The 20,216-nt window shown below is 60.1% G+C and carries 18 protein-coding genes; 7 read left to right on the top strand and 11 right to left on the bottom strand.

Features of this window, described 5'->3' with window-relative positions:
- Nucleotides 1-6: 6 nt before the first annotated feature.
- Nucleotides 7-1,212, top strand: coding sequence for a glycosyltransferase family 4 protein (locus ACA072_RS04490; RefSeq protein WP_497623368.1), 1,206 nt, complete (start codon nt 7-9; stop codon nt 1,210-1,212).
- Nucleotides 1,213-1,323: 111 nt separating this feature from the next.
- Here the strand turns inward: ACA072_RS04490 and ACA072_RS04485 are convergent, their stop codons facing one another.
- The 3 genes from ACA072_RS04485 to ACA072_RS04475 all read right to left on the bottom strand — a co-directional run bounded on the left by ACA072_RS04485 (nt 1,324) and on the right by ACA072_RS04475 (nt 3,676).
- Nucleotides 1,324-2,427, bottom strand: coding sequence for an NADH:flavin oxidoreductase (locus tag ACA072_RS04485; protein WP_497623367.1), 1,104 nt, complete (start codon nt 2,425-2,427; stop codon nt 1,324-1,326).
- Nucleotides 2,428-2,584: 157 nt separating this feature from the next.
- On the bottom strand, nt 2,585-3,067 hold the full coding sequence (locus ACA072_RS04480) for a glutathione peroxidase (protein ID WP_497623366.1): 483 nt from the start codon (nt 3,065-3,067) through the stop codon (nt 2,585-2,587).
- 123 nt (nt 3,068-3,190) lie between these two features.
- Nucleotides 3,191-3,676, bottom strand: coding sequence for an FKBP-type peptidyl-prolyl cis-trans isomerase (locus ACA072_RS04475; RefSeq protein ID WP_027924551.1), 486 nt, complete (start codon nt 3,674-3,676; stop codon nt 3,191-3,193).
- Between ACA072_RS04475 and ACA072_RS04470 the strand changes: the two genes are divergently transcribed.
- From ACA072_RS04470 to yihG, 3 genes are read left to right on the top strand one after another with little or no spacing between them, the layout of a single operon-like run.
- Nucleotides 3,645-3,983 carry a DUF3565 domain-containing protein gene (locus tag ACA072_RS04470; RefSeq protein WP_497623365.1) on the top strand — a complete coding sequence of 113 codons (339 nt, stop codon included), beginning with the start codon at nt 3,645-3,647 and terminating at the stop codon, nt 3,981-3,983. The genes ACA072_RS04475 and ACA072_RS04470 overlap by 32 nt on opposite strands.
- Nucleotides 3,984-4,043: 60 nt before the next feature.
- Nucleotides 4,044-6,143 carry a phosphate acetyltransferase gene (pta, locus tag ACA072_RS04465; protein ID WP_438658248.1) on the top strand — a complete coding sequence of 700 codons (2,100 nt, stop codon included), beginning with the start codon at nt 4,044-4,046 and terminating at the stop codon, nt 6,141-6,143.
- Nucleotides 6,144-7,049 (top strand): 1-acylglycerol-3-phosphate O-acyltransferase, YihG family, encoded by a 906-nt coding sequence (yihG, locus tag ACA072_RS04460; protein ID WP_497623364.1) that lies wholly within the window; start codon nt 6,144-6,146, stop codon nt 7,047-7,049.
- 170 nt (nt 7,050-7,219) lie between these two features.
- Here the strand turns inward: yihG and cysN are convergent, their stop codons facing one another.
- The 3 genes from cysN to ACA072_RS04445 form a co-directional block, all read right to left on the bottom strand.
- On the bottom strand, nt 7,220-9,118 hold the full coding sequence (cysN, locus tag ACA072_RS04455) for a sulfate adenylyltransferase subunit CysN (RefSeq protein ID WP_497623363.1): 1,899 nt from the start codon (nt 9,116-9,118) through the stop codon (nt 7,220-7,222).
- Between the two features lie 9 nt (nt 9,119-9,127).
- Nucleotides 9,128-10,045 (bottom strand): sulfate adenylyltransferase subunit CysD, encoded by a 918-nt coding sequence (gene cysD / locus ACA072_RS04450; RefSeq protein WP_090175435.1) that lies wholly within the window; start codon nt 10,043-10,045, stop codon nt 9,128-9,130.
- Nucleotides 10,046-10,313: 268 nt separating this feature from the next.
- The gene (locus tag ACA072_RS04445) at nt 10,314-11,072 is read right to left on the bottom strand and encodes a Nif3-like dinuclear metal center hexameric protein (RefSeq protein WP_497623362.1); all 759 of its coding nucleotides are present in this window, start codon (nt 11,070-11,072) and stop codon (nt 10,314-10,316) included.
- A 102-nt stretch (nt 11,073-11,174) separates the two neighbouring features.
- Here ACA072_RS04445 and algW point away from each other — a divergent pair, with 102 nt between their 5' ends.
- The 3 genes from algW (at nt 11,175) to ACA072_RS04430 (ending at nt 15,280) form a co-directional block, all read left to right on the top strand.
- Nucleotides 11,175-12,347 (top strand): Do family serine endopeptidase AlgW, encoded by a 1,173-nt coding sequence (gene algW, locus ACA072_RS04440; protein ID WP_497623361.1) that lies wholly within the window; start codon nt 11,175-11,177, stop codon nt 12,345-12,347.
- An 86-nt stretch (nt 12,348-12,433) separates the two neighbouring features.
- The gene (locus ACA072_RS04435) at nt 12,434-14,539 is read left to right on the top strand and encodes a TonB-dependent siderophore receptor (protein WP_497623360.1); all 2,106 of its coding nucleotides are present in this window, start codon (nt 12,434-12,436) and stop codon (nt 14,537-14,539) included.
- A 12-nt stretch (nt 14,540-14,551) separates the two neighbouring features.
- Complete coding sequence (locus tag ACA072_RS04430) at nt 14,552-15,280, top strand: DUF4198 domain-containing protein (RefSeq protein ID WP_497623359.1); 729 nt, start codon at nt 14,552-14,554, stop codon at nt 15,278-15,280.
- Nucleotides 15,281-15,397: 117 nt separating this feature from the next.
- Here the strand turns inward: ACA072_RS04430 and hisC are convergent, their stop codons facing one another.
- The 5 genes from hisC to ACA072_RS04405 form a co-directional block, all read right to left on the bottom strand.
- On the bottom strand, nt 15,398-16,450 hold the full coding sequence (hisC, locus tag ACA072_RS04425; protein ID WP_497623358.1) for a histidinol-phosphate transaminase: 1,053 nt from the start codon (nt 16,448-16,450) through the stop codon (nt 15,398-15,400).
- Between the two features lie 2 nt (nt 16,451-16,452).
- Nucleotides 16,453-17,778, bottom strand: coding sequence for a histidinol dehydrogenase (gene hisD / locus ACA072_RS04420; RefSeq protein WP_497623357.1), 1,326 nt, complete (start codon nt 17,776-17,778; stop codon nt 16,453-16,455).
- 124 nt (nt 17,779-17,902) lie between these two features.
- Nucleotides 17,903-18,538 carry an ATP phosphoribosyltransferase gene (gene hisG / locus ACA072_RS04415; RefSeq protein ID WP_007901570.1) on the bottom strand — a complete coding sequence of 212 codons (636 nt, stop codon included), beginning with the start codon at nt 18,536-18,538 and terminating at the stop codon, nt 17,903-17,905.
- 143 nt (nt 18,539-18,681) lie between these two features.
- Complete coding sequence (gene murA, locus ACA072_RS04410) at nt 18,682-19,947, bottom strand: UDP-N-acetylglucosamine 1-carboxyvinyltransferase (RefSeq protein WP_109627995.1); 1,266 nt, start codon at nt 19,945-19,947, stop codon at nt 18,682-18,684.
- A gap of 22 nt (nt 19,948-19,969) precedes the next feature.
- Nucleotides 19,970-20,209, bottom strand: a complete 240-nt coding sequence (locus ACA072_RS04405) for a BolA family protein (RefSeq protein ID WP_007912386.1) — start codon at nt 20,207-20,209, stop codon at nt 19,970-19,972.
- Nucleotides 20,210-20,216: the final 7 nt, after the last annotated feature.

The following is a 20,216-nucleotide window of genomic DNA, read 5'->3' as shown; positions in this document are numbered from 1 at the left end:
GACGACATGGCCTCAGCCGACACTGGGGTCATGACGACAGCTCTGCATATCACTCTGATCACCGAAACCTTCCCACCGGAAATCAACGGCGTGGCCAACACCCTCGGCCGCTTGTGTGATGGCTTGCGCGCGCGCGGGCATCAGGTCGAGCTGGTGCGGCCACGTCAGGGCTGCGATCAGCAGTTGGGCAGCAACGATGAGTTGTTGCTGTGTCGCGGCTGGCCGCTGCCAGGCTATCCCGGTTTGCAATGGGGTCAGTCGTCGATGCACAAGCTGCTGCGGCGCTGGAAGCGCAATCGCCCGGACGTGCTCTACATCGCCACGGAAGGGCCGCTGGGGTTGTCGGCATTGCGAGCGGCACGGCGTCTGGGGATTTCAGTGGTCAGCGGCTTCCACACCAATTTCCAGCAGTATTCCAGTCAGTACGGGCTCGGATTGCTGTCGCGCTTGCTGACTCACTACCTGCGCTGGTTTCACAATCGTTCTACGTTGACGCTGGTGCCCAGCATCAGCCAGCGACTGGAACTGGAGCGGCGTCATTTCGAACGTCTGGCGCTGTTGTCCCGAGGGGTCGACAGCCAATTGTTTCATCCGGTCAAACGCCTGCAATCGCTGCGCGAACAGTGGGGGCTGGGCGAGAAGGACATCGCAGTCATCCATGTAGGACGTCTGGCGCAGGAGAAGAATCTTGGCGTGCTCAAGCGCTGCTTCGACGCGCTGAAAACGACTTATCCCCAGCGCAACATGAAGCTGATTGTGGTCGGCGACGGTCCGCAGCGAGGCGCCTTGGAGCAGGCACTCCCCGAAGCGATTTTCTGTGGCTCACAACGCGGCGAGGTTTTGGCCAGCCACTATGCGTCGGCGGATGTGTTTCTGTTTCCGAGTTTGACCGAAACGTTTGGCAACGTCGTGCTTGAGGCATTGGCCTCGGGATTGGGCGTGGTGGCTTACGATCAGGCAGCAGCGGCTCAGCATATTCGCCATGGCTACAACGGCGTGCTGGCGATGCCTGGGGACGAAGAGGCGTTCTGCGATGCGGCAACGTGGTTGCTGGAAGAACGCGAAACCTTGCGCTGCGTGCGGCTCAATGCGCGCCAGCATGCGAGTCGTCAGGGCTGGGCAGCGATTATCGAGCAGTTTGAGGGGCAGTTGCGGGGGGCTTGTGTGGGGGAGCAGGTGGTGCCGAATGCACCAACCTTGCCCCGAGCCTAAGGTGACATTAAGTCAGTCATCGCCAGCAGGCTGGCTCCCACAGGTTCCGTGTACACCGCAGAACCCCTGTGGGAGCCAGCCTGCTGGCGATGAGGCCTTGCCAGTCGCCGCTTAAACCAAGGTCATCAACGCCTCACGGCTGAACGGCAGGATGTCTTCCTCACGACCATCACGCACTTTCTGCGCCCAGTCCGGATCAACCAGCAGCGCACGCCCTACCGCCACCAGATCGAATTCATCGTTGTTCAACCGCTCCAGCAGTTTTTCCAGGCTGGCCGGCTGTGCGATCTTGTCGGTGTTGACCATGAACTGCAGGAACTCGCCGTCCAGGCCAACGCTGCCCACAGTGATGGTTGGCTTGCCGGTGAGTTTGCGGGTCCAGCCGGCCAGGTTCAACTCGGAGCCATCGAACTCCGGTTCCCAGAAACGGCGCGTCGAGCAGTGGAAAATATCCACGCCGGCGTCTGACAACGGCTTGAGGAACTCGCCCAACGCTTCAGGGGTTTGCACCAGACGTGCGGTGTAATCCTGCTGCTTCCACTGCGAGAAACGGAAGATGATCGGAAAGCCTTCGCCGACCGCTGCACGCACGGCTTGAATCAATTCAATGGCGAAACGCGAACGACTGGCCAGGTCCCCACCGTATTCGTCGGTGCGCTGGTTGCTGCCTTCCCAGAAGAACTGATCCACGAGATAGCCGTGGGCACCGTGGATTTCCACGCCGTCCATGCCGATGCTTTGGGCATCTTTGGCAGCTTGGGCGAACGCGGCGATCACATCCTGGATGTCTTGTTTGGTCATGCCGTGAACCACAACCTGACCATCCTTCAATTTTTCCGACGGACCGTAACCCGGCACGCTGGCATCCGGCTCGGTGCCTATGCGGCGCACGCTGCCCACATGCCACAGCTGAGGAACGATCTTGCCGCCCTCGGCGTGGACCGCGTCGACTACTTTCTTCCAGCCGGCCAGCGCTGCATCGCCGTAGAAATGCGGAACGTTCGGGTAGCCATTGGAGGCCTTGTGCCCGACGGTGGTGCCTTCGGTGATGATCAGGCCGACGCCTGCGGCGGCACGACGACGGTAGTACTCGATCACTTTGGAATTAGGCACGCCGCCCGGCGAGAACGAACGGGTCATCGGCGCCATGACGACGCGGGTCGGCAGTTCGAGGGTGCCGAGGTGGAACGGTTTAAACAGGGCTTTGACGGGCATGGGACGCTCCACGAAAACGATATCGACGGGATACAAATTTTATGACGGCGATAATATGCGTGACCGGAGACGATGCACAGCACTATTGATCTGGGTGATTAAGGGTCAAAAGGCAGGCATAAAAAATCGCAGCTCGGTGGCTGCGATTTTTGGGGGTTCAGCTCAGCGCTTTTTCAATCGCATGGATGACCGTCGGATCATCCGGTGACGTACGCGGCGAGAACCGCGCCAACACGCGCCCATCCTTGCCCAGCAGGAATTTCTCGAAGTTCCAGGTAATGTCCCCCGGAAACTCCGCACCCTCGCCCGCCAGCAGACGGTACAACTGATGACGATCGTGACCGTTGACTTCCAGCTTGCTGGACAACGGAAAGGTCACGCCATAGTTGAGGCTGCAGAAATCCTGGATCTCTTGCTCGGAGCCCGGTTCCTGCCCGGCAAACTGGTTGCACGGCAAGCCCAGCACACTGAAACCCTGGCCTTTGTACTTCTGGTAAAGGTTTTCCAGTGCCGCGTACTGTGGGGTCAAGCCACATTTGGAGGCGACGTTGACCACCAGCACGACGTTCCCTTTAAAGGGCGCCAGTGGTAGCTCCTGTCCATCCAGGGCTGTCAATTTAAGGTCGTGAAAAGCACTCATGACGAACTCCAGATTCCCGTGTTCTACTCGAAACAGCCACTTGGCGATGTCGCCAGGGACAGCCGCGGACTAAAAAGGCGCCCCTCGGGCGCCTCTCCAGTTCTCTGAGCTTAGCGCAGAAAATCAGTGGTGATGGCCACCTTCGCCATGGACGTGACCATGAGCGACTTCTTCCTGGCTGGCGTCACGGATGTCGATGATCTTGACCTGGAAATTCAGGCGCTGACCAGCCAACGGGTGGTTGCCGTCGACGGTAACTTCGTCGCCGTCCAGATCGCGGATGGTAACGATCTGCATCTGGCCGTCCGGCGCGGAAGCGTGGAACTGCATGCCCACTTCCAGTTCGTCGACGCCTTCGAACATGCTGCGGCTCAGGGTGCTGACCAGTTCGGCAGCGTATTCGCCGTAAGCATCTTCAGGTTCAACGGCTACGGTCAGCTCGTCGCCGACTGCTTTGCCTTCCAGTGCCTTTTCCAGGCCCGGGATGATGTTACCTGCGCCTTGCAGGTAGACCAGCGGCGCGCCGCCGGCGGAACTGTCGATGACCTCACCAGCGTCGTTGGTCAGGGTATAGTCGATGGAGACAGCCTTATTGGCGGCGATCAGCATGGGGCGAGACCTTTTGCATAAGAATGAAGAAAGGCCAAGTTTAGCGAAGCAATCGTCCGAAAGCGAACACAACCCGGACAGACGGATTGCGGCGAAAGCCTCGACGGTCACCGGTTTCCATCAGGATGAGGATGGCCATTGGGTGGCCGAGCTGTCCTGCGGCCACACCCAGCACCTGCGTCACCAGCCACCGTGGCAATCGCGCGTCTGGGTCCTGGACCCTGCGCAACGTATTGAAAAAATAGGCCAGCCCTTTGATTGCGGTTGGTGCGCACAAGGCTCGGTTAGCGATAACCTTGGCGACTGAATTTAGGTAGATCGTCAGATATAGATGATCACCATTGCCATGCTCCCTTAGAGAATCCGCATGCAAACTTTTTTTATCGCACCCACCGATTTTGGTGTGGGTCTGACCTCCATCAGCCTCGGGCTGGTGCGCACCCTTGAGCGGGCCGGCCTCAAAGTCGGCTTTTTCAAACCGATTGCCCAGCCGCACCCGGGTGACACAGGCCCGGAACGCTCCACTGAACTGGTGGCGCGCACTCATGGTTTGAAACCGCCTCAGCCACTCGGCCTGGCGCACGTCGAGCGCATGCTCGGCGACGGTCAGCTGGATGAGCTGCTCGAAGAAATCATCACCCTTTATCAGCAAGCTGCCGTCGGCAAGGACGTGCTGATCGTCGAAGGCATGGTCCCGACCCGCAGCGCCAGTTACGCCGCCCGGGTCAATCTGCATTTGGCCAAGAGTCTCGATGCCGAAGTGATCCTGGTCTCGGCACCGGAAAACGAAGTGCTGACCGAACTGTCGGGCCGGGTGGAGTTGCAGGCACAATTGTTTGGCGGTCCGAAAGACCCGAAAGTCCTCGGTGTGATCCTCAACAAGGTCAAGACCGAAGAAAGCATGGAGGCCTTCGCCTCCCGCCTCAAAGAGCATTCGCCGTTGCTGCGTAGCGGTGATTTCCGCTTGCTCGGCTGCATCCCGTTCCAGCCGGAATTGAACGCCCCGCGCACCCGCGACGTCGCCGACCTGATGGGCGCGCAAATCCTCAATGCCGGCGATTACGAAACCCGGCGCATGACCAAAATCATTATCTGCGCCCGCACCATGCGCAACACCGTGGAGCTGCTCAAGCCAGGCGTGCTGGTGGTGACGCCCGGCGATCGCGACGACATCATCCTCGCCGTCAGCCTCGCCGCCATGAACGGCGTGCCGCTGGCCGGCCTGTTGCTGACCAGCGACACCCTGCCCGACCCACGCATCATGGACCTGTGCCGGGGCGCGTTGCAGGCGGGCTTGCCGGTGCTGTCGGTGAGCACCGGTTCCTACGACACCGCCAACCAGCTGAACGGTTTGAACAAGGAAATCCCGATAGACGATCGCGAGCGTGCGGAGATCATCACCGACTTCGTCGCCAGTCATCTGGATGCCGACTGGCTGCACCAGCGTTGCGGTACGCCGCGCGAAATGCGCCTGTCGCCAGCGGTGTTCCGCTATCAATTGATCCAGCGCGCCCAGGCCGCCAACAAGCGCATCGTTCTGCCCGAAGGCAGCGAGCCGCTGACCGTGCAAGCTGCAGCGATCTGTCAGGCGCGCGGCATCGCCCGTTGCGTGTTGCTGGCGAAACCGGAAGACGTCGAAGCCGTGGCCCGCGCGCAAGGTATCGAGTTGCCGCCGGGGCTGGAGATTCTTGACCCGGACCTGATTCGCGAGCGCTATGTCGAACCGATGGTGGCGCTGCGCAAAAGCAAAAGCCTCAACGCACCAATGGCCGAGCAGCAACTGGAAGATACCGTGGTGATCGGCACCATGATGCTGGCGCTGGATGAGGTCGACGGCCTTGTGTCCGGGGTCATCCACTCCACCGCCAACACCATCCGCCCGGCCTTGCAGCTGATTAAAACCGCACCGGGCTGCACGCTGGTGTCGTCGGTGTTCTTCATGCTGTTTCCTGAGGAAGTGCTGGTCTACGGCGACTGCGTGATGAACCCGCACCCGAGCGCCAGCGAACTGGCCGAGATCGCCTTGCAAAGTGCCGACTCGGCGGCGGCGTTCGGTATCATCCCGCGCGTGGCGATGATCAGTTATTCCAGCGGTGAATCGGCCAGCGGCGAAGAAGTCGAGAAAGTTCGCGAAGCAACACTGCTCGCCCACGAACAACAGAACTCGCTGCTGATCGACGGCCCGTTGCAGTACGATGCCGCCGCCAACGAAACCGTGGCCCGGCAACTGGCGCCGAACAGCCAGGTCGCCGGTCGCGCCACGGTGTTCGTGTTCCCCGACTTGAACACCGGCAACACCACGCACAAAGCCGTGCAGCGCAGTGCCGATTGCGTCAGCCTCGGGCCGATGTTGCAAGGCCTGCGCAAACCGGTGAACGACCTGCCGCGTGGCGCGCAAGTCGATGACATCGTGTACACCATCGCGTTGACCGCGATTCAAGCTGCCAACCGACCTATGGATCTCTAAATGCTGGCTTTTCTACCTGCCGCCGTGCGCGGCGTGATTGCATCGTTGTTGCTGGCGTTGAATACCATTGTGCTGTGCTCGTTTCTGTTCTGCGTGGCGATCTTCAAGGTGCTGCCCTTTGCCCTCACCCAGCGTTTCACGCTCTGGTTGATGAGCCATACCCATGAAGCCTGGATCAGCAACAACAAGGCCTGGATGAACCTGGTCTGCCGCACCCGCTGGCACCTCAGCGGCCTGCAAGGGCTGGATTATCAACACTCGTACCTGATCACCAGCAACCACCAGAGCTGGGTCGACATCATGGTGTTGCAGTACGTGCTCAACCGCCGCATCCAGCCGCTGAAGTTCTTTCTCAAACAGGAACTGATCTGGGTGCCGGTGATTGGCTTGGCCTGGTGGGCGCTCGGTTTTCCGTTCATGAAGCGCTACTCCAAAGCCTACCTGGAAAAGCACCCGGAAAAGAAAGGCAAGGACCTGGAAACCACCCGCAAGACCTGCGACAAGTTCCGCAATAACCCGGTGGGGATTTTCAATTTTGTCGAAGGCACGCGCTTCACTGAAGGCAAACATGCGCAGCAGAAATCACCGTTCAAGTACCTGCTCAAGCCCAAGGCCGGCGGCATTGCGTTTGTGCTGGATGCGATGGGTGAGCAGCTGGAGTCGATCGTCAATGTGACGATTCACTATCCGGGCGGGCGTCCGGGGTATTGGGATTTGCTCTGCGGGAACGTTGCGGATGTGGTGGTGCATTTTCAGGAGCTGAAGATTCCGCCGCAGTTCATTGGCAAGAATTACGACCAGGATGGGGAGTATCGATTGCAGTTTCAGGGCTGGATCAATCAGCTTTGGGAAGACAAGGATGCGTTGCTGGAGCAGATGCATCGCGAATATCCAGCCAAACACTGACCTACTGTGGGAGCCAGCCTGCTGGCGATAGCGGGTTCACATTCAGCAGATTTATTGCCTGAATCACCGCAATCGCTAGCAGGCTAGCTCCCACAGTTGACCGAGTTGACCCACAAAAAAACCCGCCGATGATCACTCATCGGCGGGTTTTTTATTGGAGCGGCTAACGCTTAGATCGCGCCACGCTTGCGCAGCAGATCCAGCACTTGCTTGACGCTTTCTTCCAGCGACAGCGACTGGGTGTCGACCACGAGGTCGGCGTCCAGCGGCACGTCGTACGGGAAGGAATCGCCCGGGATGTTATCCCCGGCCGCTGCGTACAGGCCTTGTGGGTCACGCTCGGCACAGACCGTCGGCGAAGCCTGGACGTAGACCGTCAGCAGACGCTCCTTGCCGATCAGTTCCCGGGCTTGCTCACGACCTTCAGCACTCGGCGCCACAAAGGCCGCCAGGGTGACCAGGCCGGCTTCGTTGAACTGACGCGCAACGTGCGCGGCACGGCGCCAGTTCTCGGTACGTCCGGCGCGATCCTGTGGCAGACCTTTGTTCAGGTCGTGACGCAGGTTCTGGCCATCGAGTACAAACACCGCACGGCCCATGTCGAACAGCTTGCGTTCAACCGCATAGGCCAAGGTGCTTTTGCCCGCGCCCGACAAGCCGCTGAACAACACGGTGGCCGGTTGCTGGCCGAAACGCTGAGCGCGCTCTTCGGTGGCCACGTGCGCCAGTTTGCCGTGGTGCGTACTGCTGCCATGCGCCAACGGCTGAGCGATGATCATGCCGGCGGCAACGGTGCCGTTGGTCAAACGATCAATCACGATGAACGAACCGGTGGTGCGGTTGCTGGCGTAACCGTCCAGCGCGATCGCGGCGTCGAGGCTGACCTTGACCCGACCAATCTCGTTCAGTTGCAACGCGCTGGCAGGACCTTCTTCCAGGGTGTTCACGTCAACACGATTGACGATGCTGGTGATCGAACCCGGCACGTAACTGGTGGCGCGCTTGATGTCGTATTTCTTGCCCGGCAGCATCGGTTCTTCGGCCATCCACACCAGCATGGCGTCGAAGGCGTCAGTCACTTGCGGCAGGTTGTCGGCGTGCACCAGCAGATCGCCGCGAGAGATGTCGATCTCGTCTTCCATGGTCAGCGTCACCGCTTGACCTGGACCGGCATGTTCCAGCTCACCTTCGAAGGTGACGATGGACTTCACGCGGCTGCTCTTGCCCGACGGCAGCACAACGACTTCGTCGCCCTTGTGCACGACGCCGCTCGCCAGCGTGCCGGCGAATCCACGGAAGTTCAGGTTCGGACGGTTGACGTACTGCACCGGAAAACGCAAATCGGTGTAGTTGCGGTCGTTGGCGATCTCGACGGTCTCGAGAATTTCCATCAGCGACTGGCCGGTGTACCACGGCGAGCGCTCGGACTTGTTCACCACGTTGTCGCCCTTGAGCGCCGACATCGGCACAAAGGCCATGGTGGTCGGCTTGAACGCGATGCCTTCGGCGAACTTCAGGTAATCGGCCTTGATCGACTCGAAGACGGTTTCGTCGAAGCCGTTGAGGTCCATCTTGTTGATGGCGACAACGATGTGCTTGATGCCCAGCAACGAGGCGATGAAGCTGTGGCGACGGGTCTGGGTCTGCACGCCGTAGCGGGCGTCGACCAGGATGATCGCCAAGTCACAGGTGGATGCACCGGTGGCCATGTTGCGGGTGTATTGCTCATGGCCTGGGGTGTCGGCGATGATGAATTTGCGCTTGGCGGTAGAGAAATAGCGATAAGCGACATCGATGGTGATGCCCTGCTCACGCTCGGCCTGCAGGCCGTCGACCAGCAACGCCAGGTCGATGTCTTCGCCGGTGGTGCCGACTTTTTTCGAGTCGCGGGTAATGGCTTCCAGGTGATCTTCGTAGATCATCTTGGAGTCGTGCAGCAGGCGCCCGATCAGGGTGCTCTTGCCGTCGTCGACGTTGCCACAGGTCAGAAAGCGCAGCATTTCCTTGCGTTCGTGCTGGCCCAGGTAGGCGAGGATGTCCTCGCTGATCAAATCAGATACGTGCGACATGACAACCCCTTAGAAATAACCCTGACGTTTCTTTTCTTCCATCGAGCCTGCGCCATCGTGGTCGATGACCCGGCCCTGGCGTTCGGAAGTTCGCGTCAGGAGCATTTCCTGAATGATGTCGGTCAGGCTGGTGGCCTCGGACTCGACCGCACCGGTCAGCGGGTAGTCACCGAGCGTACGGAAACGGACCTTCTTCTTGACGATGCGCGCCTTGTCTTCGTCGCTCAGGTGATTGAGCAGGCGTTCGTCGTCGATCATGATCCAGGTGCCATTCATCTCGATGACGTCGCGCTCGGCGGCGAAATACAGCGGCACGATCGGGATGCCTTCGAGGTAGATGTACTGCCAGATGTCCAGTTCGGTCCAGTTCGACAATGGGAACACACGAATGGATTCGCCCTTGTTAACGTTGCCGTTGTAGACGTTCCAGAGCTCTGGACGCTGGTTTTTCGGGTCCCAGCGGTGCTTGGTGTCGCGGAAGGAATACACGCGCTCTTTGGCACGGGACTTCTCTTCGTCGCGGCGAGCGCCACCGAAAGCGGCGTCGAAACCGTACTTGTCGAGGGCTTGTTTCAGGCCTTCGGTTTTCATGATGTCGGTGTGCTTGGCACTGCCGTGGGTCAGCGGGTTGATGCCCTGCGCGACGCCATCGGGGTTCACGTGCACGATCAGGTCCAGGCCGAGCTCTTCGACCATGCGGTCGCGGAACGCGTACATTTCCTTGAACTTCCACCGGGTGTCGACGTGCATCACCGGGAACGGCAGTTTGCCCGGGAAGAATGCCTTGCGCGCAAGGTGCAGCATCACGGCGGAGTCTTTACCGACGGAGTACAGCATCACCGGGTTATCGAACTCGGCGGCGACCTCGCGGATGATGTGGATGCTTTCGGCCTCCAGCTGTTTCAGATGCGTCAGTTTGTCGACCATGGCTACTCACGAAAACGATCTTATGGACGGCCAGCGGGCCGTGTTCGAGCGGGGAATCCTAGCACAGCGACCTCTTCTAATCAGGACGCCGACTAGATCGAAAGGGTATATGAATATACCCCCTCGTTTGGGCGCCGAAACCACTGTGGGAGCGAGCTTGCTCGCGAAAGCGGTGGATCAGTCAACATCAATGTTGAATGTCAGTATGCCTTCGCGAGCAAGTCGAATCGTCGCACCGCCGCTCCCACATTTGATCTGTGGTGTGATCTCAAATCGGATTCGGGCAATCAATGAAGATGTGCTCAAGGGCAAACCGCCGGGCCAGGTAGTCGCCCAATGCCTGCACGCCGTAACGCTCGGTGGCGTGGTGACCGGCGGCGATGAAGCTGATGTTGTTTTCCCGGGCGCTGTGGAAGGTTTGTTCGGAAGCCTCGCCGCTGAGGTACAAATCGACCCCGGCCAGCACCGCCTGATCGATGTAACCCTGGCCACCACCGGTGCACCAGCCAACACGACGAATCATCTCGCTGCCTTCGATCAGCAGCGGTTCGCGACCCATGACCTCCTGCACACGACGAGCAAAATCACGCGGTGTCATCGGTTCGTTCAACGAGCCGACCAGGCCGACAACCTTGAGGTTGTCCAGATCCAGCGGGCCTTCGACCGTGATGTCGAGCTGACGCGCCAACTGCACGTTGTTACCGACGTCCGGGTGCAGATCCAGCGGCAAGTGATAGGACAGCAGGCTGATGTCGTGCTTGAGCAGGGTTTTCAACCGGCGCTGCTTCATGCCGGTGATGCACGGGTTCTCGCCCTTCCAGAAATAGCCGTGATGCACCAGCACCAGATCGGCCTGCGCTTCGACGGCGGCGTCCAGCAACGCCTGGCTGGCGGTGACGCCACTGACGATGCGCATCACTTGCGGGCGGCCTTCGACCTGTAAGCCGTTGGGGCAGTAATCGGCAATCCTGGCACTGTTAAGGTAACGGTCGGCTTCTTCGACCAGGGTGCTCAGAGCGACGGCCATAAAAGACTCCTAAATATCCCGTTCAGAGGCGAGCTGCGCCTCGTATAATGCGCGACATTATGGGCGGTCTCATACCGCCTGCAACCTCTCAGGACGTGCTTAATGCTCAAGGCGCTGCGTTTTTCCGGCTGGCCGCTGTTGGCCGGCGTGCTTATCGCTCTGTTGATCATCCAGCGTTACCCGCAGTGGGTCGGGCTTCCGAGCCTCGACGTCAACCTGCAGCAAGCCCCGCAAACCACCACCATGCAGCAAGGTCCGGTGTCCTATGCCGACGCGGTGACCACCGCCGCGCCGTCGGTGGTGAACCTGTACACCACTAAAGTCATCAACAAACCGAACCATCCACTGTTTGAAGATCCGCAGTTCCGCCGCTTCTTCGGCGACAACTCGCCCAAGCAGAAGCGCATGGAGTCGAGCCTGGGCTCGGGCGTGATCATGAGCCCGGAAGGTTACTTACTGACCAACAACCACGTCACCAGCGGCGCCGACCAGATTGTGGTCGCGCTCAAGGATGGTCGCGAAACCCTGGCCCGGGTAATCGGCAGCGATCCGGAAACCGACCTCGCGGTCCTGAAGATCGATCTGAAAAACCTGCCATCGATTACCGTCGGCCGCTCCGACAATATCCGCATCGGTGACGTCGCCCTGGCCATCGGCAACCCGTTCGGCGTCGGCCAGACCGTGACCATGGGCATCATCAGTGCCACCGGGCGTAACCAGCTGGGCCTGAACAACTACGAAGACTTCATCCAGACCGACGCCGCGATCAACCCCGGCAACTCCGGCGGTGCGCTGGTGGACGCCAACGGCAACCTGACCGGCATCAACACAGCGATTTTCTCCAAGTCCGGCGGCTCGCAAGGCATCGGTTTTGCGATCCCGGTCAAACTGGCCATGGAAGTGATGAAGTCGATCATCGAACACGGCCAGGTGATTCGCGGCTGGCTCGGCATCGAAGTGCAACCATTGAGTCAGGAACTGGCGGAGTCGTTTGGCCTGTCGGGACGCCCGGGGATTGTGGTCGCAGGGATTTTCCGCGACGGTCCGGCGCAGAAGGCCGGCCTGCAACTGGGTGACGTGATTCTCAGCATCGACGGCGAACCGGCCGGCGATGGTCGTCGTTCGATGAACCAGGTCGCGCGGATCAAACCGACCGACAAGGTCACCATTCAGGTGATGCGCAACGGCAAAGAGCTGAAGCTCACCGCTGAGATCGGCCTGCGCCCCCCGCCGGCGCCGGCTAAAGAGAAAGAGAAAGAAAAAGAAGAAGACTGACGCCAGCCCGAGGATCTCGGGCTAATAGAAGACATTCTCATTGGACATGTTATATTGTTTCAATATCTATATTGGAACAACATAACATGTCGTCTCGAACAATGGTTTCCGTGGCAAGTCTTGCCCTTGGCCTGCTGGCGGATCCGGTCTTCGCCGAAAAGCCCGGCACCCTCGAACTGGACGCCATCAGCGTCACCTCCGACTACGAATCGCCCACCGGCCCGGTCAAGGGTTATCGCGCCACGCGGTCTTCCAGCGCGACCAAAACCGACACCGCGATCCGCGAGATCCCGCAATCCATCAGCGTCATTCCCGTCAGCGTGCTCAACGACCTGGGCAGCACCAGCGTCGAACGTGCCCTTGATTTTGCCGGCGGCGTGTCGAAGCAGAACAACTTCGGCGGCCTGACGCTTTACGAATACAGCGTGCGCGGCTTCACCACGTCGGAGTTCTACAAGGACGGCTTCAGCGCCAACCGGGGTTATCCGAGCACGCCGGACGCGGCCAACATCGAGCGTATCGAAGTGCTCAAAGGCCCCGCCGCCAGTCTCTATGGACGCGGCGATCCCGGCGGCACGGTGAACATCGTCACCAAAAAACCGCAACCCGAAGCGTTCACCACCCTGCACACCAGCGCCGGCAGCTGGGATCGCTATCGCACCGCCCTCGACGTCAACACGCCGCTGGATGACGACGCCAACGTGCTCTCGCGAATCAACCTGGCCGTCGAGGACAACCACAGCTTCCGCGATCACGTCGACAGTCAGCGAGTATTCGTCGCGCCCTCCTTCAGTTGGCAACTGAACCCGGACACCAGCCTGTTGGTGGAAAGCGAATTCGTCCGTCACAGCTCCACGTTCGACCGCGGCATCGTTGCGCCGAACAATAAATGGAGTGGCGTTTCTCGCTCGACATTCCTTGGCGAACCCAATGACGGCAACATCGACAACCACAACAACCTGCTGCAAGCCACGCTCGAACACCATCTCAACGACAATTGGAAACTGCGGCTGGCCAGCCATTACAAGGAAGGCAAACTCTGGGGCTACGCTTCCGAAAATCGCCCGTTGAATGCCGACGGCCACACCCTCAACCGACGCTACCGCGAGCGCGATACCAACTGGCACGACAGCATCACCCAGCTCGAATTGCGCGGTTTGTTCGACCTCGGTAGCTGGCAGCACGAATTGCTGATTGGCACCGAGTACGAGAACTTCCGCAAAAACGAACGGGTCACGACCATTGCGGGCGGCCCCTACGCCATCGACGTTTATCAGCCCATCTACGGTCAGCCGAAACCCAACGGCACGCGCTCCGGTACGGATTTGTTTGAGCACGTCGAAAGCCAGGCGCTGAACCTTCAGGACCAGATCGTCTTCACCGACAAACTGCGCGGCATGCTCGGGGCCCGTTTCGAACACTTTGAGCAAAGCATCGACGATCACAGCCGCGGCGCCACCAACCGCCAGAGCCACGATGCATTGACCCAGCGGGCCGGCCTGCTCTATCAGCTGACACCCGAAGTCGGACTGTTCGCCAACGCCTCCACCTCGTTCAAACCGAACAACGGCCTGGACGCTGGCGGCAAATCCTTCGACCCGGAAGAAGGCGTCGGTTACGAAGTGGGGATCAAGAGCGAGCTGTTCGATGACCGCCTGAGTACCACCCTCGCCGCCTTCCATATCGAAAAGGAAAACGTCCTCGCACTCGACCCGGGCACGGACACCAGCCGCGCCATGGGCAAGGCTCGCAGCCAGGGATTCGACCTGCAAGTCACCGGGCAAGTGACGGACGCCGTGCGGGTGATCGGTGCATTCGCCTACATCGACGCCGAGGTCACTCAAGGCGACAAGGTGATTCCCACTGGCAGCCGCATCCTCGGCGTCGCCAAGCGCAGCGGCAGTCTGTTGGGCGTCTATGAATTTCAGGATGGCCGTCTACGAGGTTCGGACGTCGGCGCGGCGTTCACCTATGTCGGCGATCGCTCGGGCGAATCCGGCAGCGATTTCGAACTGCCGGCCTACCACACCGTCGACTTGCTGGCCCATTACAAGGCCAGTGAAAACGTCACTCTCGGCCTGAACCTGAACAACCTTTTCGACGAAAAATACTACGAGCGCTCGTACAGCAATTACTGGGTCAACCCCGGCGAGCCGCGCAATTTCACCGTCAGCCTCACACTCAATCTGTAAAAGGAAGTTCCCGTGCACCACCTCAATCCCGCACTGCTCGGCCTGCTGCTCGGCCTGTTGTTTACCGGCCAGGTCTCGGCCCATGGCCTCTGGACCGAACAACGTCGTGGCAACATCGAAGTGATTTACGGCCATGGTGCCGAAGACAACGCCTTCAAGGCGCAGAAAATCAGCGGCGCCTGGGCCTATGACGTCAGCGGCAAAATGATCCCGGTGACCGTGCAACGCCTGGCCGATCACGCACGCCTGCAACCGCTGAAGCCGCCCGCCGTGATGGCGGTGGCACTGGACAACGGCATGTGGTCGCAGACGGCGGATAAAAAATGGATCAATGAAGGACGCAGTAAAGTACCGGGGGCGATCGAGTCGACACAGACTTTCAAATACAGTCTGGCGATCTATCAGCCGGGGGCGGAGTTGCCGAAGCTTGATCAACTGAAACTGCTGATTCTGCCGGAGGTCGATCCGCTGACAGTCGGGCCGGGCAAGTTGCTGCCGGTGCGGGTGCTACTGGATGGAAAACCGGCGGCGGGAGTGAAGTTGACTGGCGACTATCGCAGCGCGCCGAATACGTTGAGCACTGAGACCGATAAGGATGGCCGGGCGCAGGTGGTGGTGCGTAATGAGGGGTTGAATGTGATTTCGGCGCAGATGGAGATTGTGCTCAAGGACAATCCGGATGTAGCGACACGCGGGCTGTTCAGTTCGTTGACGTTTTTGGGCGAACCGCATCACGAGTAAGACACACCCCCCTGTGGGAGCGAGCCTGCTCGCGATAGCGGTTTTGCATTCAACATCAATGCTGAATGTTATGACCTCATCGCGAGCAGGCTCGCTCCCACAGGGCCGGGGGATGGCTTAGAGGTCGCCGAGGCCGTCGATCAGCGCCTTGTTCTGCTCAGGCGTGCCGATGGAGATCCGCAGGAACTGTGCAATCCGCTCCTGCTTGAAGTGCCGAACGATCACGCCTTGCTCACGCAGCTTCGCAGCCAATCCCGCCGCGTCATGCTTCGGATGGCGCGCGAAGATGAAGTTCGCCGCCGACGGCAGCACTTCAAAGCCCTTCCCTTCCAGTTGCGCAACCACCCACTCGCGATGCTCGATGACCAACCGGCAGGTCTTGTCGAAGTATTCACGGTCTTCAAACGCGGCGGCAGCCCCGACATTTGCCAGGCGATCCAGAGGATAGGAGTTGAAGCTGTTCTTGATCCGCTCCAGCGCCTCGATCAAATCCGGATGCCCCACCGCCAGACCAACGCGCAGGCCAGCCAGTGAGCGGGACTTGGACAGGGTCTGAGTCACCAGCAGGTTCGGATAACGGTCCACCAAAGTGATCGCCGTCTCGCCGCCGAAGTCGATGTAAGCCTCATCCACCACCACGGCCGAATCCGGGCTGGCTTTCAGGATTTGCTCAACGGCGTCCAGCGCCAACAGACAACCGGTTGGCGCGTTCGGGTTCGGGAAGATGATCCCGCCGTTCGGCCTGGCGTAGTCCGCCGGGTTGATCTGGAACTGCTCGTCCAGCGGCACCGCATCGAACTGGATGCCATACAACCCGCAATAGACCGGATAGAAGCTGTAGCTGATGTCCGGGAACAGCACCGCTTTGTCGTGTTGCAGCAAGCCGTGGAAGATGTGCGCCAGGACTTCATCGGAACCGTTGCCGAGGAACACCTGATTGGCCTTCACGCCGTAATACGCAGCCACGGCGTTTTTCAGCAGATCGCTGTTCGGGTCCGGATACAGGCGCAGATTGTCGTTGAGTTCGGTCTGCATCGCCGCCAAGGCTTTTGGCGATGGACCGTAAGGGTTTTCGTTGGTGTTGAGCTTTACCAGCTTCGCCAGTTTCGGCTGCTCGCCCGGCACGTAAGGCACCAGATCCTTGACGAACGGGCTCCAGAATTTACTCATGTTCAGTTCCCCTTTTGCTCGTCAACGATGCGGTATTCGGCACTGCGGGCGTGGGCAGTCAGGGACTCGCCACGGGCCAACACGGAAGCGGTTTTGCCCAGTTCGGACGCACCCTGCTCGGAGCAGAAGATGATCGACGAGCGTTTCTGGAAATCGTACACACCCAGTGGCGAAGAGAACCGCGCGGTGCCGGAGGTCGGCAATACGTGGTTCGGACCTGCGCAGTAATCGCCCAGGGCTTCGGAGGTGTGACGGCCCATGAAGATCGCGCCCGCGTGACGGATCAGCGGCAGCCAGGCTTGCGGATCGGCCACCGACAACTCCAGGTGTTCCGGCGCAATACGGTTGGCCACTTCGATGGCTTGCTCCATGTCACGAACCTGGATCAGCGCGCCACGGCCATTGACCGAGGTTTCGATGATCTCGGCGCGTTCCATGGTTGGCAGCAGTTTGGCAATGCTGGCGGCGACCTTGTCGAGGAACTCGGCGTCCGGGCTGACCAGGATCGCCTGGGCGTCTTCGTCGTGCTCGGCCTGGGAGAACAGGTCCATGGCGATCCAGTCCGGATCGGTGTGGCCGTCACACACCACGAGGATCTCGGATGGGCCGGCGATCATGTCGATGCCGACCTGGCCGAACACGTGGCGCTTGGCGGTGGCAACATAGATGTTGCCCGGGCCAACCACCTTGTCGACCTTCGGCACGCTTTCAGTGCCGTACGCCAATGCGGCAACCGCTTGCGCGCCGCCAATGGTGAAGACGCGGTCGACACCGGCAATGCAGGCCGCGGCTAGTACCAGTTCGTTGATTTCACCGCGCGGAGTCGGTACCACCATGACCACTTCGGTCACACCGGCGACCTTGGCCGGAATCGCGTTCATCAGGACGGAGGATGGGTACGACGCCTTGCCGCCCGGCACGTAAAGGCCAGCGCGATCCAGCGGCGTGACCTTCTGGCCCAGCACCGTGCCGTCGGCTTCGGTGTAGCTCCAGGAGTCCTGTTTCTGCTTTTCGTGGTAGCTGCGCACTCGGGTCGCGGCTTTTTCCAGCGCTTCACGCTGAGGCACAGTGATCCGGGTCAGGGCCAGTTCCAGGCGCTCACGCGGCAGGATCAGATCCGCCATGGACGCAACGTCCAGGCCGTCGAACTGCCGGGTGAAGTCCACCAACGCCGCATCGCCACGCTCGCGCACGGCTTTTATGATGTCCAGCACGCGCTGATTGACCGAGTCGTCAGACACACTTTCCCAGCTCAGCAGATGATCCAGATGATGCGCGAAATCCGGGTCAGCAGCGTTGAGTCGGCGAATTGCAGTCGGTGCGGTCATAGCGAGAGCCTCATAGGAATGGCGAAAACTCAGGTACCCGAAGCTACCATCGATCCGCTTGGGCACCTGAGAATTCTGGCTATGAGGCGGATAGACGGGCGCGACTTAACGTCGCGCAGGTGAATCAGCCGCGGTGTCGAGACTCCACTGCCTTGCGCAGGGTGTCGATCAACGCCTGGATACGGGCGTGTTGCATCTTCATCGAAGCTTTGTTGACGATCAGCCGGGAGCTGATGTCGGCAATGAAATCCTGGGGTTCCAGGCCATTGGCACGCAAGGTGTTGCCGGTGTCGACCACGTCGATGATCTTGTCCGCCAGACCGATCAGCGGCGCCAGTTCCATCGAGCCGTAAAGCTTGATGATGTCGACCTGACGGCCCTGCTCGGCGTAGTAACGCTTGGCAACGTTGACGAACTTGGTCGCCACGCGCAGGCGGCCCTTGGGCTCCACGTCGCCGACACGGCCGGCGGTCATCAGCTTGCACAGGGCAATGCGCAGGTCCAGAGGCTCGTACAGCCCCTGGCCGCCGTATTCCATCAGCACATCTTTACCCGCGACGCCCAGGTCCGCGGCACCATGCTCGACGTAAGTCGGCACATCGGTGGCGCGCACGATCAGCAGACGCACGTCGGCCTGGGTCGTGGGGATGATCAGCTTGCGGCTCTTGTCCGGATTCTCGGTCGGCACGATGCCCGCTTCAGCCAGAAGCGGCAGGGTGTCGTCAAGGATGCGGCCCTTGGACAGTGCGATGGTCAACATGGGAAACGTCAGTCCTTATCAGGCTACTGATGCCCGGTCGCAAACGGCGCCGGACACACTTCGAGGGTGTTCTCAATAATGAAAAGACACCCTCGACTTGAAACGAAACCAGTGGGCACCTCCCTGTGCCCATACAGCAGAAACTAGCCCGGTACGCGGCGGATCTTGGCGCCGAGCATCTGCAGCTTCTCTTCGATGCACTCGTAACCACGGTCGATGTGGTAGATGCGGTCGATCAGGGTGTCGCCTTCGGCGATCAGCGCCGAGATCACCAGGCTGGCCGAAGCACGCAGGTCAGTGGCCATGACTGGCGCGCCCTTGAGCTTTTCGATGCCGGTGACGATGGCTGTGTTGCCTTCGACCTGGATGTGAGCGCCCATGCGGTGCAGTTCGTAAACGTGCATGAAGCGGTTTTCAAAGATCGTCTCGATCACAGCGCCGGTGCCTTCGGCAATGGCGTTGAGGGAGATGAACTGCGCCTGCATGTCAGTCGGGAACGCCGGGTATGGAGCGGTCCGCACGTTGACGGCTTTCGGCCGCTTGCCGTGCATGTTCAGCTCGATCCAGTCTTCGCCGCAGGTGATTTCAGCACCCGACTCGCGGAGTTTTTCCAGGACGGCTTCAAGGATGGTCGGATCAGTGTCCTTGACCTTCACGCGACCGCCGGTCACGGCTGCCGCCACCAGGTAGGTGCCGGTTTCGATACGGTCAGGCATCACTTTGTAGGTGGTCGGGTGCAGACGCTCAACGCCATCGATGGTGATGGTGTCGGTGCCGGCGCCAGTGATCTTGGCACCCATGGCAATCAGGAAGTTCGCCAGGTCGATGACTTCAGGTTCGCGAGCGGCGTTCTGCAACACGCTGCGGCCCTTGGCCAGAGCGGCGGCCATCATGATGTTTTCGGTACCGGTCACGCTGACGGTGTCGAAGAAGAAGTGCGCACCGCGCAAGCCGCCTTCTGGCGCCTTGGCCTTGATGTAGCCGCCTTCGACGTCGATGACCGCGCCCATGGCTTCGAGACCACGGATGTGCAGGTCAACCGGACGCGAACCGATGGCGCAACCGCCAGGCAGTGCGACTTCGGCTTCACCGAAACGGGCAACCATAGGGCCCAGCACCAGGATCGATGCACGCATGGTTTTCACCAGTTCGTACGGTGCGATCAGGGTCTTGATGGTGCGCGGGTCGATTTCGACGCTGAGCTTCTCGTCGATCACCGGCTCGATGCCCATGCGGCCGAACAGCTCGATCATGGTGGTGATGTCGTGCAGGTGCGGCAAGTTGGCAACGGTTACCGGGCCATCGCACAGCAGGGTTGCAGCCAGGATCGGCAGGGCAGAGTTCTTTGCCCCGGAGATGCGGATTTCGCCATCAAGACGAACGCCGCCAGTAATAATCAATTTATCCATAAGAATCTCGACGCCCTTGGGCTCAGGTGCGCTCGGCCCAGGCCGCGCTGCTGAAAAATTTCATAGTGACCGCATGGATGCTGCCATCGGTGATCCATGGGTTCAAATGGGCATAGATCTGCTGCTGACGCTTCACCGGGCTCAACGCCGCCAGTTCATCGCTAATCACGTTCAGCTGGAAATTGCAGCCTTCGCCCTCGACTTCTACCAACGTTCCGGGCAGCTTTCCTTCAAGGAAGCTCTTCACTTCTACGGCCTGCATGCTCAAC

This window comes from Pseudomonas sp. LBUM1656 (assembly GCF_059716065.1).
This window is presented reverse-complemented; position numbering and strand designations above follow the sequence as displayed.

Bases quoted from the DNA above. Each gene is read 5' to 3' on its own strand.
- hisD (WP_497623357.1), bottom strand. From the start codon at position 17,778: ATGACCGCACCGACTGCAATTCGCCGACTCAACGCTGCTGACCCGGAT.
- ACA072_RS04480 (WP_497623366.1), bottom strand. From the start codon at position 3,067: ATGAGTGCTTTTCACGACCTTAAATTGACAGCCCTGGATGGACAGGAG.
- ACA072_RS04485 (WP_497623367.1), bottom strand. From the start codon at position 2,427: ATGCCCGTCAAAGCCCTGTTTAAACCGTTCCACCTCGGCACCCTCGAA.
- ACA072_RS04490 (WP_497623368.1), top strand. From the start codon at position 7: ATGGCCTCAGCCGACACTGGGGTCATGACGACAGCTCTGCATATCACT.
- ACA072_RS04405 (WP_007912386.1), bottom strand. From the start codon at position 20,209: ATGCAGGCCGTAGAAGTGAAGAGCTTCCTTGAAGGAAAGCTGCCCGGA.
- ACA072_RS04445 (WP_497623362.1), bottom strand. From the start codon at position 11,072: ATGGCCGTCGCTCTGAGCACCCTGGTCGAAGAAGCCGACCGTTACCTT.
- ACA072_RS04470 (WP_497623365.1), top strand. From the start codon at position 3,645: ATGGAGACAGCCTTATTGGCGGCGATCAGCATGGGGCGAGACCTTTTG.
- ACA072_RS04435 (WP_497623360.1), top strand. From the start codon at position 12,434: ATGTCGTCTCGAACAATGGTTTCCGTGGCAAGTCTTGCCCTTGGCCTG.
- ACA072_RS04475 (WP_027924551.1), bottom strand. From the start codon at position 3,676: ATGCTGATCGCCGCCAATAAGGCTGTCTCCATCGACTATACCCTGACC.
- hisC (WP_497623358.1), bottom strand. From the start codon at position 16,450: ATGAGTAAATTCTGGAGCCCGTTCGTCAAGGATCTGGTGCCTTACGTG.
- pta (WP_438658248.1), top strand. From the start codon at position 4,044: ATGCAAACTTTTTTTATCGCACCCACCGATTTTGGTGTGGGTCTGACC.
- cysD (WP_090175435.1), bottom strand. From the start codon at position 10,045: ATGGTCGACAAACTGACGCATCTGAAACAGCTGGAGGCCGAAAGCATC.
- murA (WP_109627995.1), bottom strand. From the start codon at position 19,947: ATGGATAAATTGATTATTACTGGCGGCGTTCGTCTTGATGGCGAAATC.
- cysN (WP_497623363.1), bottom strand. From the start codon at position 9,118: ATGTCGCACGTATCTGATTTGATCAGCGAGGACATCCTCGCCTACCTG.
- yihG (WP_497623364.1), top strand. From the start codon at position 6,144: ATGCTGGCTTTTCTACCTGCCGCCGTGCGCGGCGTGATTGCATCGTTG.
- algW (WP_497623361.1), top strand. From the start codon at position 11,175: ATGCTCAAGGCGCTGCGTTTTTCCGGCTGGCCGCTGTTGGCCGGCGTG.
- hisG (WP_007901570.1), bottom strand. From the start codon at position 18,538: ATGTTGACCATCGCACTGTCCAAGGGCCGCATCCTTGACGACACCCTG.